The sequence below is a fragment of the Micromonospora sp. CNZ296 genome (genome assembly GCF_007827635.1).
Genome location: NZ_VISW01000002.1, coordinates 569,926 through 584,194 on the forward strand (window position 1 = coordinate 569,926; position 14,269 = coordinate 584,194).

10 protein-coding genes are annotated in these 14,269 nt (G+C 73.4%); 8 read left to right on the top strand and 2 right to left on the bottom strand.

The window, feature by feature from the left end; translation table 11 throughout:
- Positions 1-33: 33 nt before the first annotated feature.
- The 3 genes from FB455_RS05380 (at position 34) to FB455_RS05390 (ending at position 4,570) form a co-directional block, all read left to right on the top strand.
- Entirely contained in the window at positions 34-2,475 is a 2,442-nt protein-coding gene (locus tag FB455_RS05380; protein ID WP_145752499.1) for a glycosyltransferase family 39 protein, read from the top strand.
- 3 nt (positions 2,476-2,478) lie between these two features.
- Entirely contained in the window at positions 2,479-3,702 is a 1,224-nt protein-coding gene (locus tag FB455_RS05385) for a dolichyl-phosphate beta-glucosyltransferase (protein ID WP_145752501.1), read from the top strand.
- A 142-nt stretch (positions 3,703-3,844) separates the two neighbouring features.
- On the top strand, positions 3,845-4,570 hold the full coding sequence (locus FB455_RS05390; RefSeq protein ID WP_013286003.1) for a helix-turn-helix transcriptional regulator: 726 nt from the start codon (positions 3,845-3,847) through the stop codon (positions 4,568-4,570).
- Positions 4,571-4,604: 34 nt separating this feature from the next.
- Here the strand turns inward: FB455_RS05390 and FB455_RS05395 are convergent, their stop codons facing one another.
- A complete protein-coding gene (locus FB455_RS05395; protein WP_047892247.1) occupies positions 4,605-5,006 on the bottom strand; it encodes a VOC family protein in 402 nt (133 codons plus the stop codon).
- A 182-nt stretch (positions 5,007-5,188) separates the two neighbouring features.
- Between FB455_RS05395 and FB455_RS34205 the strand changes: the two genes are divergently transcribed.
- The 4 genes from FB455_RS34205 (at position 5,189) to FB455_RS05410 (ending at position 10,253) form a co-directional block, all read left to right on the top strand.
- Positions 5,189-5,347, top strand: coding sequence for a hypothetical protein (locus FB455_RS34205; protein ID WP_013286005.1), 159 nt, complete (start codon positions 5,189-5,191; stop codon positions 5,345-5,347).
- Entirely contained in the window at positions 5,344-6,759 is a 1,416-nt protein-coding gene (locus tag FB455_RS05400) for a methyltransferase domain-containing protein (protein ID WP_145752503.1), read from the top strand. The genes FB455_RS34205 and FB455_RS05400 overlap by 4 nt, the downstream gene beginning before the upstream one ends.
- The gene (locus tag FB455_RS05405) at positions 6,752-8,794 is read left to right on the top strand and encodes a sulfatase-like hydrolase/transferase (RefSeq protein WP_145752505.1); all 2,043 of its coding nucleotides are present in this window, start codon (positions 6,752-6,754) and stop codon (positions 8,792-8,794) included. The genes FB455_RS05400 and FB455_RS05405 overlap by 8 nt, the downstream gene beginning before the upstream one ends.
- A 175-nt stretch (positions 8,795-8,969) precedes the next feature.
- On the top strand, positions 8,970-10,253 hold the full coding sequence (locus FB455_RS05410; RefSeq protein WP_013286008.1) for a citrate synthase: 1,284 nt from the start codon (positions 8,970-8,972) through the stop codon (positions 10,251-10,253).
- 178 nt (positions 10,254-10,431) lie between these two features.
- Here FB455_RS05410 and FB455_RS05415 read toward each other — a convergent pair whose 3' ends face one another.
- On the bottom strand, positions 10,432-11,829 hold the full coding sequence (locus FB455_RS05415) for a glycosyltransferase family 4 protein (RefSeq protein WP_145752507.1): 1,398 nt from the start codon (positions 11,827-11,829) through the stop codon (positions 10,432-10,434).
- Between the two features lie 318 nt (positions 11,830-12,147).
- Here FB455_RS05415 and glgX point away from each other — a divergent pair, with 318 nt between their 5' ends.
- Complete coding sequence (gene glgX, locus FB455_RS05420) at positions 12,148-14,268, top strand: glycogen debranching protein GlgX (protein WP_013286010.1); 2,121 nt, start codon at positions 12,148-12,150, stop codon at positions 14,266-14,268.
- Position 14,269: the final 1 nt, after the last annotated feature.

Sequence of the window (14,269 nt, forward strand, 5' to 3'; positions counted from 1 at the left end):
AGCGGGCCAGCGGGCCCGCCGAGTCTTGCCGGCATGAACCGAACCGACAGCCCGCCGACCGTGCCCACGGCCGGTCCACCCGGCACCGAGCCGGCCCCCGCGCCCGTACCTGAGGAGACCCGCACCGGCCGCGATCCGCGCTGGGCCCGGCCGGCCCTGGCCGGCCTGCTGGTCGCGACCGCGCTGCTCTACCTGTGGGGCCTGGGCGCCTCCGGCTGGGCCAACGCGTTCTACTCCGCCGCCGTGCAGGCCGGGTCGCAGAGCTGGACGGCGTTCTTCTACGGCTCCTCGGACGCGGCCAACTCGATCACAGTGGACAAGACCCCCGCCTCGCTGTGGCTGATGGCGCTCTCGGTGCGCATCTTCGGCCTGAGCGGCTGGTCGATCCTCGTGCCGCAGGCGCTGCTCGGCGTCGCCTCCGTCGGCGTGCTGTACGCGACCGTCCGCCGCTGGTACGGCCCGGCCGCCGGCCTGCTCGCCGGCGCGGTGCTCGCGCTCACCCCGGTGGCGACGCTGATGTTCCGGTTCAACAACCCGGACGCGCTGCTGGTGTTCCTGCTCGTCGCCGCCGCGTACGCCACGGTGCGCGCGGTCGAGACGGCGAGCACGCGGTGGATCGTGCTGACCGGCGTGCTCGTCGGCTTCGGCTTCCTCACCAAGATGCTCCAGGCGTTCCTGGTGATCCCGGTCTTCGCCGGGGTCTACCTGCTGGCCGCGCCGACCGGACTCGGACGGCGGATCCGGCAGCTCCTGCTGGCCGGGCTCGCAGTGGTCGTCTCCGCCGGCTGGTGGGTGGCGATCGTCGAGCTGGCGCCGGCGAGCGCCCGCCCGTACATCGGCGGCTCGCAGAACAACAGCATCCTGGAGCTGACGCTCGGCTACAACGGGCTGGGCCGCATCACCGGCGACGAGGTCGGCAGCGTGGGCGGCGGTGGCGGCCGGCCCGGCGGGGGAGGCGGCGGGCCGTTCTCCGGTCAGACCGGTCTCCTGCGGATGTTCGACACCGAGGTCGGCGGGCAGATCTCCTGGCTGCTGCCGGCCGCGCTGATCCTGCTGGTCGCGGGGCTGTGGCTGGCCGGGCGGGCACCGCGTACCGACCGCACCCGGGCCGGTCTGCTGCTCTGGGGCGGCTGGCTGCTGGTCACCGGACTGATCTTCAGCTTCATGTCCGGGATCTTCCACGCGTACTACACGGTCGCCCTGGCCCCGGCGGTCGGCGCGCTGGCCGGCATCGGCGTCACGCTGCTGCGGCGCGCCCGCTCGGCGCCGGTCGAGGCAGTCGCGGCGGCTCCGGTTCCCGCTGTGGCGGATGCGCCGGTCGTCGCGGGTGCCTCGGTCGTCGCGGCTCCGGGCCGGCGGCGGGCGCTCGTCGCCACGCTGGTCCTGGCCGGCACGCTGGCGGTCACCGCCTGGTGGTCCTGGCACCTGCTCGGCCGCACCGCCGACTGGCACCCATGGCTGCGCTCCACAATCCTGGCCGTGGGCCTGACCACCGCAGCCCTCCTGGCCACCTCGGCGCTGATCAAGGAGTTCGCGTCCGGGAACGGCGTTCAAAGTGACGCGAACTCCTTGGTCAACTCGGAGACGGGGGTGGCGGCGGGGCCCGGGGCTGGGTTTGCCGGGCGGGTTCTGCGGTGGGTGGTGCCGGTGGTGTCCGTCGCCGGGATCGCGGTGGCGCTGGCCGGGCCGGCCGCGTACGCGATGCAGACCGCTGCCACCCCGCACAGCGGCTCGATCCCGAGTGCCGGGCCGGCCGGAGCTGGTGGCTTCGGCGGCCCCGGCGGACCGGGCGGCCGGATGCCGGGCGGGGGGAACGGGCAGTTCCCGGGCTTCGCAGGTGGCCCGAACGGCACCGGCTCGGACGGCACGGGTTCCGACGGCTCCGGCCCGGGCGGTACCGGCCAGGACGGCGGGGCGAGTGCCGGTGGGTTCCCCGGATTCCCTGGTGGTGGTTCGGCCCCGGGCGCGTCCGGCGGCACAGGTCAGGACGGCGGCACAGGTCAGGACGGCGGCGCCGCGCCGGGCGGCATCCCGGGGCAGGGCGGCCTCCCCGGGCAGGACGGCGGGACCGGGCAGGAGGGGCGGGGGCAGCGCGGCGGCGGCATGGGCGGGCTGCTCGACGCCCGTGAGCCGAGCGCCGAGATGACCGCGCTGCTCACCACCGACGCCGACGACTACACCTGGGTCGCCGCGACTGTCGGCTCGAACAACGCCTCCGGCTACCAGCTGGCGACCGGCCGGCCGGTCATGCCGATCGGCGGCTTCAACGGCAGTGACCCGTCGCCGACGCTCGCCCAGTTCCAGCGGTACGTCGCCGACGGGCGGATCCACTACTTCCTCGGCGGCGGTGGGTTCCGGGCCGACGGCGGCAGCAACGCCTCGGCCGAGATCGCCGCGTGGGTCACCGAGACCTTCACCGCCACCACCGTCGACGGCGTGACCGTGTACGACCTGAGCAGCGGAAAGCAGGGCTGAGCGATGACTGACACGTACGCGCCCCGGGCCGCCGTGCAGGCCCGGCCCGCCGCCGGCAGCGCGGTGCTCGACGTGGTGGTCCCGGTCTACAACGAGGAGACCGATCTGGGCCCCTGCGTCCGGCGGCTGCACGCGCACCTGACCGCGCACTTCCCGTACCCGTTCCGGATCACTGTGGCCGACAACGCCAGCGTGGACGGCACCCCGGCGGTGGCGCGGGCGCTCGCCGACGAGTTGCCCGAGGTGGGGGTGCTGCGCCTGGACGAGAAGGGCCGCGGGCGGGCACTGCGCGCCGCCTGGTCGGCCTCGCCGGCGCCGGTGCTCGCGTACATGGACGTGGACCTGTCCACCGACCTGGCCGCGCTGCTGCCGCTGGTGGCCCCGCTCATCTCCGGGCACTCGGACCTGGCCATCGGCACCCGGCTGGCCCGTACCAGCCGGGTGGTCCGGGGTGCCAAGCGGGAGGTCATCTCGCGCGGCTACAACCTGCTGCTGCGTGGAGCGCTCGCGGCGCGTTTCTCCGACGCCCAGTGCGGGTTCAAGGCGATCCGCGCCGACGTGGCCGCCGAGCTGCTGCCGCTGGTGCGTGACACCGGCTGGTTCTTCGACACCGAGCTGCTGGTCCTGGCGCAGCGGGCCGGGCTGCGCATCCACGAGGTGCCGGTGGACTGGGTGGACGACCCGGACAGCCGGGTCGACATCGTCGCCACCGCGCTGGCCGACCTGCGCGGCATCGGGCGGCTGGGCCGGGCGCTGGTGACCGGGGCGCTGCCGCTGGCGCAGTTACGCGCCCAGCTCGGCCGAGGGCCGTTGCCGGCCCTGCCGGCGCAGGTGCCGATCGGGTTGCCGCGCCAGCTCGCCCGGTTCGCCGCTGTGGGCGTGGCGAGCACGCTCGCGTACCTGCTGTTGTTCCTGCTGGCCCGCGGCCCGCTCGGGGCGCAGCCGGCGAACCTGCTGGCGCTGCTGCTCACGGCGGTGGCCAACACGGCCGCCAACCGGCGGCTCACGTTCGGGGTCACCGGGCGCCGCCACGCCGGCCGGCACCACGTCCAGGGCCTGCTCGCGTTCGCCCTCGGCCTGGCCCTGACCAGCGGTTCCCTGGCCGTGCTGCACGCCACCACAACCCCGAACCGCGCGTTGGAGCTGACCGTCCTGGTAACGGCCAACCTGGCCGCGACGGCCCTGCGCTTCCTCCTGCTCCGCCTGGCCATGCACCACCGCCCCTGACCCCCACCGCCCCTGACCCTCACCACCCCTGACCCCACCCCGTCGATCATGAGGTTGGCGGTGCGACACGCCGGGCCCCGACACCGTCAACTTCATGATCGACGGGGAGGGTGGGAGGCGGGAGGGTGGGAGGGTGGGAGGCGTGTACCGGGAGTGGAAGGTGGCGGGGGTTCCGGGCGGGGTGCTGTGGAGCAGCGTCTCGGGCGGGAGTGAGACGCGGGTGCTGCCGGACGGGTGCCTGGATCTGCTCTGGTCCAGCCGGTCCGGGCTGCTGGTCGCGGGTCCGGACCGCACCGCGCACCTGTCGCGGTCGGCGCCGGGGGATCGGTGGATCGGGCTGCGCCTGCCGCCGGGGACCGGCCCGGCCGTGTTCGGGGTGCCGGCCGAGGAGTTGCGGGACCGCCGCGTATCGCTCGCCGACCTGTGGGGCCGCGCCGCCGCCGAGGTGACCGAGCGGGTCGAGACGGCGCTGGCCGCGCCGGGCGACGAGGCCGCCGGGGTGCTCACCCGGGTCGCCCGCGACCGGCTGCGCGCGGCCGGCGGCCCCGACCCGATCGGCGCGCATGTCGCCGCCCGCCTGGCCGCCGGGGCCACCGTCGCCGCGACCGCCGCCGAGGTCGGCCTCGGCCCGCGCGCCCTGCACCGGCGCAGCCGGGCCCTCTTCGGGTACGGCCCGAAGACGCTGGCCCGCATCCTGCGGATGCGCCGCGCGCTGGACCTGGCCCGCGCCGGTGCGCCGCTCGCCGAGGTGGCGGTGCGCAGCGGGTACGCCGACCAGGCCCACCTGACCCGCGAGGTGCGGGAACTGGCCGGGGTGCCGCCGACCCGGCTGCTCGCCCCGGCCCGGAGCCGCCCGCAGGTGACCTGACCGGCCCGGAAGCGGCCCGCGAGCCGGCTCCCGTCTACTCGGCCGCAGGCAGCGGGGCGAACAGGTCCACGCCGTTGCCGTCCGGGTCGTGCAGGACCGCGTACCGCTGGCCCCAGAACGCGTCCCACGGCGGCATCTCGCCGTGGTGCCCGGCACCGGTCAGCTCGGCGTACCAGCGGTCCACCTCGGACGGGTCGGCGCACCGGAAGGCCAGGCTCATCCGGTTGTTGCCGCCGGACGGGTCGAAGTCGGGGTGGAAGCTGCGGATCACCTCGACCGTGTCCCAGGCCAGCCGTACGCCGTTCGGCAGGGTGACCTCGACGTGCCCTTCCGCCTCGGCGCCGGCCGGGATCGGCAGCCCCAGCCGCCGGTAGAAGTCGAGCGTGCGGGCCATGTCGGTGACCACGGTCCCGACCAGATCGAACTGCGGTGTCATGCCGGCCACGGTAGGCGCGACCGGCCCGGCCCGTCTTGAACGGATCGGACGGGGGACGAGTGGCCGGTGTGGCCGCGCACCCGGACGCCGAGACGTTACGGTGAGGGACAAGTCCGGCTCCGAGCAACAAAGCTCGCATTCCGGGCGTGCTCCGATGACCGGCGAGGGAAGGAAAAGCAGCCGTGACGCATCTGGCCTACCTGGACGCGGGATCCGGCAGTCTCATCGTGCAGGCGGTGGTCGGCGGGGTGGCCGGGGTGGCGGTGGCCGCCAAGCTCTACTGGCGCCGCCTGGTGTCCCGGTTCCGGCGTCAGCCCTCCGACCAGGGCCCGGCGGCGTGACGATCCCCGACACCGGCGTCCGCGTCGAGCCGGGCTCCTTCCGCGACCCCGGCAACCGGGTGTTCCACCGGGGCGAGGAGGTGCTGCGCGGGCTCGACGAGCGCTCCGCCCGGGACTGGCGGGCACTGTCCGTCACCGACTTCTTCCGGCAGGCCATCAGCACCGGGCAGATCGTCGGCACCGAGGAACTGGCCCCGACCCCTGTCGACGCGCCCTGGACCGCGGTGCTGCGGCACGAGCGGATCCCGTTCGTCTCGCACCCCTACGAGTGGTCGTCCGCGATGCTGCGCGACGCGGCGCTGCTGCACCTGGACGTGCTGCGCGCCGCCCTGGAAGCAGGCTTCACCACGAAGGACGGCTCGGCGTACAACGTGCAGTGGCGCGGCGCCCGGCCGGTCTTCATCGACGTCGGCTCGTTCGAGGCACTGCGCGACGGCGAACCCTGGGCCGGCTACCGGCAGTTCTGCCAGACGCTGCTCTACCCGCTGCTGATCCAGGCCCACCTCGGGCTGGACTTCCAGCTGTTCCTGCGCGCCCGCGTCGACGGCGTCGAACCGGACCAGATGCGCCGGCTGTTCGGCGGCACCCGGCGCTGGCGGGCCGGCGTGCCCACCCACGTGCACCTGCACGGCGCGATGCAGGCCCGCAACTCCGCCGCGAGCACCACAGACGTCCGCGCCCAGTTGCGCGCCGCCGGGTTCTCCCGCGAGCTGGCGCTGGCCACGGTACGCGGGCTGGCGAAGCTGGTCCGCCGCCTCGACCACCGGCCCGGCGACAGCCATTGGTCGGACTACCAGCGCACCTGCGCGTACTCGGTGCCGGACCGGCAGGCCAAGGAGGAGTTCGTCGACCGGGCGGTGGCCGCCGTCGGTGGCGGCTCGGCGCTGGACCTGGGCGCCAACGACGGCCGGTACGCCCGCATCGCCGCCCGGCACGCCGCGCACGTCGTCGCCGTCGAGCAGGACCCGGCGGTCGTCGACACGCTCTACCGCGCGCTGCGCGAGGAGGGCGAGACACGGATCCTGCCGCTGGTGATGGACCTGGCCGACCCGTCCCCGGGCGGCGGCTGGCGCGGCGTCGAGCGGGCCGCGTTCGCCGACCGGGCGCGCGCGGACACCGTCCTGGCCTTGGCCGTGGTGCACCACCTGGCGATCGGGCGCAACGTGCCGTTGCCCGAGGTGCTCGACCAGCTCACCGCGCTCACCGTCACCGGCGGCAGCCTGGTGGTGGAGTTCGTCCACCCGGACGATCCGATGGCCCGCCGCCTGCTGGCGAACAAGCCCGACGGCCTGTTCCCGGACTACCGGCGTGACGTCTTCGAGGCGCTGCTCGCCCGCCGGGGCCGGGTCGTCGCCCGCACCGAGCTGCCGTCCGGCACCCGCACGCTCTACCAGGTGGTGGTGGGTGGCTGAGGACACCCTCGCGCCACCCCGCGACCACACGGCCGTCCCGGTCCGGCGGGAACGCCGGCAGTGGTGGGCCGAGGCGGCCCGGCTGGCCGAGGTGGTGGCGCTGGTCGGGCTGGTGGTCACCCAGCCGCTGCTCGACGTGCTCGGCCGCAGCCCCGACTTCTTCCTGTTCCACCGCGCCTCCCGCGCCGACGTGCTGGTGCTTGTCGCCCTGATCGCGCTCGCGCCGACAGCGCTGTTCGCGCTGCTGGGCGTGTTTGCGCTGCTCGCCGGACGCCTCACCCGGGCCGCCGTGCACACCGCGTTCGTGGGCCTGCTGCTCGCCGCGCTGGCGGTCCAGGTCGGCCGGCACGTCACGCTGCTTCGGGGCGTACCCCTGCTCGTTGCCGCCGGTGTGGCCGGAGCCGCCGGCGCGGCCGCGCACCGGCGGTGGCGGGCGCCCCGGCGGGTGCTGCGGGTCGCCGCCGCCGGGCCGCTGGTGTTCGTCGGGCTGTTCCTGTTCGCCTCGCCCGCCTCGGCGGTGGTGCTGCCGCGCGGCGAGGGCGGCGCGGCCGGTGTGGCCGGCGCGGGCGCGCACCCGCCGGTGGTCATGATCGTGCTGGACGAGTTGCCGCTCGTCTCCCTGCTCGGCCCGGACGGCCGGATCGACGCCGAGCGCTACCCGAACTTCGCGGCACTGGCCGGCGGGTCGACGTGGTACCGCAACGCCACCGGCGTCAGCGGCTGGACGCCCTACGCGCTGCCCGCGATGCTCACCGGGCGCTACCCGGAGCGGGGGGCGGCGCCGCACTACTCGCAGTACCCGGACAACCTGTTCACCGCGCTCGGCGGCCTCTACCGGATCAAGGCCGAGGAGAGCATCACCCGGCTCTGCCCGCCGAGCCGCTGCGAGCAGGCCACCACCCCGGAACAGGGGCTCGGCGTGCTGGTCCGGGAGAGCGGCCGGCTGCTCGGGCGGATCGCCGCGCCGGTGGACAGCCGGATCGACCCGGAGGACTCCTACCGCGAGCGGACCGCAGCCGAGGCCGGACTGGACGCCGCCGAGCCGGTGCCTGACGACCCGAAGTTCCGCTGGGACACCCTGGATGACAACCAGCCGGCCCGGTTCACCTCGTTCCTGGCCGGGCTGCGCCCCGACACCCGGCCCACGCTGCACTTCCTGCACCTGCTGATGCCGCACTCGCCGTGGGCGTACCTGCCGTCCGGGGCGCCCTACGCGGCGCCGGACGACCTGCCCAACGACGGCGCCGGCTGGGTCGACCTGGCCCGCGCCCGGCACCTCGCCCAGCTCGGCTACACCGACCGGCTGATCGGCGAGACGCTGCGGACGCTGCGCGCCACCGGCCTCTACGACCAGGCGCTGGTCGTGGTCACCGCCGACCACGGCGTCAGCTTCCGCCGGGACTGGCAGGGCCGGGGGATGGACGCCATCGACCACGCCGCGAACGAGGTGGCCTGGGTGCCGATGTTCGTCAAGGAACCCGGCCAGCGCGCCGGACGGGTGGACGACCGCAACTGGGAACACGTCGACCTGCTGCCCACGATCGCCGACGAGACGCACATGCGGGTGCCCTGGCGGATGGACGGCCGGTCGGCGAAGGCGGCCCCGCGCGAACGGGCCGACAAACGCTTCTACGACCGCCCCGGCCAGCCGGTCACCGTCACCGGCGGCGTGCCCGCCCCGCTCCCGCCGCCTCCCGTCGACCCGCTCGTCGGCACCCGGGTCGGTGACGTGCCGGTCGCCGGGACCGCCACGGTGGCCAACCGGGACGCGTTCGACGCGGTCGACCCGGCCGGCGGCGGGCTGCCCGCGATGGTCTGGGGCACCGTGCCGGACGGCGTACCCGACGGCACCCGGCTCGCCGTGGCGGTCAACGGCACCGTCGGCGCGGTGGTGCCCGTGGTGCCCCCGGACGCCGCCGGGCGGCGGTTCGCCGCGCTGCTCGCCGACGACCGTCTGTTCGCCGCCGGAGCCAACCGGCTCGACCTCTACCGGGTCGGCGACGACGGGACGCTGCGGCGGCTCACGCTGTCGTGACGGACCTCCCGAGCGTCCCATGGCCGCGCTCCCATCCGGTTTCCGGACCGGCTGGCCGGGAAACAGGTGACGCACACCTCACCCTCAAACCATGACGAGCGGTGTTCTCCGCGCCGTGATTACGGTAGAAGCGAAGGCAATTCAACGAAGATCTTGCCGGCGAAGCGAGGAACAGATGACGGAAGTCAAGCTCGACCACCCCGGTGGGCAGCTGTCGATGCCGGTGCAGTCCGCGGTTGAGGGCCCCGCCGGGATCGGGGTGAGCAAGCTGCTCAAGGAAACCGGGATGACCACGTACGACCCCGGTTTCGTGAACACCGCGTCCTGCTCGTCCGCCATCACCTACATCGACGGTGATGCCGGCATCCTGCGGTACCGGGGTTACCCGATCGACCAGCTGGCCGAGAAGTCCTCTTTCCTGGAGGTCTCCTACCTGCTGATCTACGGCGAGCTGCCGTCCCAGACGCAGCTCACCGAGTTCAGCGAGCGGATCCGGCGGCACTCGCTGCTGCACGAGGAGATGCGCCGCTTCTTCGACGGCTTCCCCCGCGACGCGCACCCGATGGCCGTGCTCTCCTCGGCCGTCAGCGCCATCTCGACCTTCTACCAGGACAGCCTGGACCCGTTCGACTCCGAGCACGTGGAGATGTCCACGGTGCGGCTGATGGCGAAGGTCCCCACCATCGCGTCGTACGCGTACAAGAAGTCGATCGGGCAGCCGCTGCTGTACCCGGACAACTCGCTGGGCTACGTCGAGAACTTCCTGCGGATGACGTTCGGCGTACCGGCCGAGCCGTACGAGGTCGACCCGGTCGTCGCCCGGGTGCTGGACATGCTGTTCATCCTGCACGCCGACCACGAGCAGAACTGCTCCACCTCGACCGTGCGGCTGGTCGGCTCCAGCAACGCCAACCTGTTCGCCTCGGTCTCGGCCGGCGTGAACGCGCTGTTCGGCCCGCTGCACGGCGGCGCCAACCAGGCGGTCCTGGAGATGCTCCAGAAGATCCAGGCCGACGGCGGCGACGTCCGCTCCTTCGTGCAGAAGGTGAAGGACAAGCAGGACGGCGTGAAGCTGATGGGCTTCGGGCACCGGGTCTACAAGAACTACGACCCGCGCGCCGCCATCGTCAAGAAGGCCGCCCAGGACGTGCTCGGCCGGATGGCCAAGCCGGACCCGCTGCTGGACCTCGCCGTGCAGCTCGAGGAGATCGCGCTCGCCGACGACTTCTTCGTGTCCCGGCGGCTCTACCCGAACGTGGACTTCTACACCGGCCTCATCTACAAGGCCATGGGCTTCCCGACGAAGATGTTCACGGTGCTGTTCGCGCTCGGCCGGCTGCCCGGCTGGATCGCGCAGTGGCGCGAGATGATCAACGACCCGGAGACCAAGATCGGTCGCCCGCGGCAGATCTACACCGGCGCCACCGAGCGGGACTACGTCCCCGCCGCCCAGCGCTGAGCGTGCAAGGAAGGGCCCCTTCTTAACGCCACAGGTAGAGGAGGGGCCCCCTTTTAACACGCGGACGACGAAGGCCGCGACCCTGGTCGGGTCGGCGGCCTTCGTCGTGCGCACCGGGGTGCGGGGGCGTTAATAAGGGGCCCTTCCTCTACCCGAGGCGTTAATAGGGGGCCCTTCCTTACCTCAAGCCGGCGGCGGTGAGGAGGTTGCCCTCGGGGACTCGCGGACTCGTGTGGCCGTGTGCCATGCGGTGCTGGGCGCGGGCCGCGGTGAACGCCGGGTCGCCGGCGATGGCGGCGGCGTACGCGGCGGCCGTGCGGGACGCGATGGCCGCCCAGCCGTACTGCTCGTGCACCATCGCGCGGGCCCGCCGGGCGAGCGCACGCGCCCGGTCCCGGTCGGACAGCAGCGTGTGCACCGCCTCGGCGAGGCCGTCCGGGTCGTGCGGGGCGAACGTCATCCCGGTGACGCCCGGCTCCACGATCTCGGCCAGCCCACCGGTACGGGCGACTGCCAGCGGCGCGCCCGCGGCGGCCCCCTCCAGCGCCACCATGCCGAACGGCTCGTAGATGCTCGGCACCGCGAAGCAGTCCGAGGCGGCCATGACGGCGGGCAGGTCGGTGCCGCCGAGGAACCCGGGCATGCTCACAGTGGCGCCCAGCCCGAGGCGGTGCACCTCGGCCTCCAGTTCCGCCTTGTACGGCCCGTCGCCGACGATCACCGCGCGCAGGCCCGGGTGCCGGTCGCGCAGCCGGGGCAGCCCGGCCAGCAGGTGCTGCACGCCCTTCTCGTACACGAGGCGCCCGGCGAACGTGACCAGCGGGCCGTCGGCGGCGAACCGGGCCCGGGCGGCGGCGACCGCCGACGCGGGCACCCGCCAGCGGTGCGGCTCGACGCCGTTGGGGACCACGTCGACGCGGGCGGCGTCCACGCCGAACAGCGCGCCCACCTCGTCGCGCATGTAACCGGAGCAGACGATCACGCGCCCGGACTCGCCGGCGAGCCAGTGCTCGACGCCGTGGATGGTGCGGTTCATCTCCTCCGGCAGCCAGCCCTGGTGGCGGCCCGCCTCGGTGGCGTGGATGGTGCTGACCAGCGGCACGTCCAGGTGCTCGCGCAGCGTCATCGCGGTGTGCGCGACGAGCCAGTCGTGGGCGTGGATGACGTCGTAGGTGCCGGAGGAGGCGGCGCGCAGCGCGGCCCGGGTGAGGGTGTGGTTGAACGCCATGGTCCAGGCCAGCAGCGAGCCGGTGGCGAGGGGGAAGGTGACCGGGTCCTCGGCGGCGCGGACGATGCGGACGCCGTCGGCGTACTCCTCCAGGGGAGCGCCCTCGGCGTGGCGGGTGACGACCGTGACCTCGTGCCCGGCGGCGGCAAGCGCCACTGACAGCGCGTGGACGTGGCGGCCGAGCCCGCCGACGAGCACCGGCGGGTACTCCCACGACAGCATCAGGATGCGCCGGGTCCGGGGCGCGGACCCGGCCGGCGACGGGGGCGCCGGGCGGGAGGTGAGGGTGGGCCGGTGGAGCCGGTCCGTCGCGGTGGCGGGCTGAGCGCCGACCCGCAGAGTGGTCACGTGGATCTCCGTCCATGCATGGTGAGGCACGCCGGCTTCGGTGGCGGCGTCGAGCGGTGGTGAGGTGTGGCCCGAACGGCCGGGCGGGCCCGCGCGCGCGTGGGCCCGGATCCAGGAAAGTCCATCCGCCGCCGGTCCGCATCTCGAAAAGGGCGATCGTGACGGATGACACCCGAACGTCTATCCGTTCGCACGAGGGCGGATTCGGTTACGGTCCGAACGGGTGGATTGACGGCGGGTACGACTGGGCATCACCGGCGTGCGCATCGGCGGTTCCCCCTGTCCGGTGCGCTCACGATCATGGGCCGAAGGAGCGACATGCAGGTCTGGCCGGGCGAGAGCTACCCCCTCGGCGCCACGTACGACGGGATGGGCACCAACTTCGCGATCTTCTCCGAGGTGGCGGAGAAGATCGAGCTGTGCCTGTTCGACGAGTGGGACATCGGCACCGAGCGGCGGGTGGAGCTGCGCGAGGTCGACGCGTACGTCTGGCACGCCTACATCCCCGGGGTCGAGCCCGGCCAGCGCTACGGCTACCGGGTGCACGGGCCGTGGAACCCGGCCGAGGGGCTGCGCTGCAATCCGCACAAGCTGCTGCTCGACCCGTACGCGAAGGCGGTCGACGGGGAGATCACCTGGGATCCGTCGGTCTACGACTACGAGGTCGGCGGCGACCCGGACCTGATGAACACCGCCGACTCGGCGCCGTACATGCCGAAGTCGGTGGTGGTGAACCCGTACTTCGACTGGGGCAACGACCGGCCGCCGCGCACCCCGTACCACCACTCGGTGATCTACGAGGCGCACGTGCGCGGCCTGACCATGCGCCATCCGGGCATCCCGGAGGAGCTGCGCGGCACGTACGCGGCGATCGCCTCACCGGTGATGATCGAGCACTTCAAGCGGCTCGGCGTGACGGCGGTGGAGCTGATGCCGGTGCACGAGTTCGTGCACGACCACCGCCTGGCCGACCTGGGGCTGCGCAACTACTGGGGCTACAACACCATCGGCTTCTTCGCCCCGCACCACGGCTACTCCGCGCTGGGCCGCCTCGGCCAGCAGGTGCAGGAGTTCCGGGGCATGGTCAAGGCGCTGCACGCCGCCGGCATCGAGGTCATCCTCGACGTGGTCTACAACCACACCGCCGAGGGCAACCACCTCGGGCCGTCGCTCAGCTTCAAGGGCATCGACACCCCCAGCTACTACCGGCTCTCCGAGGACGACCGGCGCTACTTCGTCGACTACACCGGCACCGGCAACAGCCTCAACGTCCGCAGCCCGCACTCACTGCAACTGATCATGGATTCGCTGCGCTACTGGGTCACCGAGATGCACGTCGACGGCTTCCGGTTCGACCTGGCGGCCACGCTCGCCCGCGAGTTCTACGAGGTGGACCGCCTGTCCACGTTCTTCGAGGTGGTGCAGCAGGACCCGGTGGTCGGCCGGGTGAAGCTCATCGCCGAGCCGTGGGACGTGGGCCCCGGCGGCTACCAGGTCGGCAACTTCCCGCCGCAGTGGACCGAGTGGAACGGCAAGTACCGCGACACCGTCCGCGACTTCTGGCGCGGCGAGCCGGCCACGCTCGCCGAGTTCGCCTCCCGCATCTCCGGCTCGGCCGACCTCTACCAGGACGACGGCCGCCGCCCGTTCCACAGCATCAACTTCGTCACCTGCCACGACGGGTTCACGCTCACCGACCTGGTCTCCTACAACGACAAGCACAACGAGGCGAACGGCGAGGACAACCGGGACGGGGAGAGCCACAACCGGTCCTGGAACTGCGGCGTCGAGGGCGAGACCGACGACCCGGGCGTACGCGCGCTGCGTGCCCGGCAGCGGCGCAACTTCCTGGCCACGCTGATCCTGTCCCAGGGCGTGCCGATGCTCGGCCACGGCGACGAGCTGGGCCGCACCCAGCGCGGCAACAACAACGCCTACTGCCAGGACAGCGAGATCGCCTGGGTCGACTGGGACCGGGCCGACGACGAGCTGCTGGACTTCGTCCGCCGGCTCACCGAGTTCCGCAACCGGCACCAGGTGTTCCGCCGCCGCCGGTTCTTCACCGGCCTGCCGGTGGGCGGCCGGGCCGCCGGGTCCGGACTGCCGGACCTGGCCTGGTACACCCCGGACGGCCGGGAGATGACCGGCGAGGACTGGGGCAACGACTTCGGCCGCTCGGTGGCCCTGTTCGTCAACGGCGACGGCATCGGCGAGCGCGGCCAGTACGGCCAGCGTCACCGGGACGACTCGTTCCTGCTGCTGTTCAACGCGCACGACGCGTCGCTGGACTTCACGCTGCCCGGCGAGGAGTTCGGCACCCGGTGGGAGCTGGTGATCAGCACCGCGGAACCCGATCCGGAGAAGACGATGCTCGTCGAGGCGGGCGGCACGGTCTGCGTGCCGGACCGTTCGCTGCTGGTCCTGGAGAGGACGGCCTGAC

Excerpts from the sequence above, each read along its gene's own strand:
- FB455_RS05385 (WP_145752501.1), top strand. The coding sequence starts at position 2,479 with ATGACTGACACGTACGCGCCCCGGGCCGCCGTGCAGGCCCGGCCCGCC.
- FB455_RS05410 (WP_013286008.1), top strand. The coding sequence starts at position 8,970 with ATGACGGAAGTCAAGCTCGACCACCCCGGTGGGCAGCTGTCGATGCCG.
- glgX (WP_013286010.1), top strand. The coding sequence starts at position 12,148 with ATGCAGGTCTGGCCGGGCGAGAGCTACCCCCTCGGCGCCACGTACGAC.
- FB455_RS05395 (WP_047892247.1), bottom strand. The coding sequence starts at position 5,006 with ATGACACCGCAGTTCGATCTGGTCGGGACCGTGGTCACCGACATGGCC.
- FB455_RS05380 (WP_145752499.1), top strand. The coding sequence starts at position 34 with ATGAACCGAACCGACAGCCCGCCGACCGTGCCCACGGCCGGTCCACCC.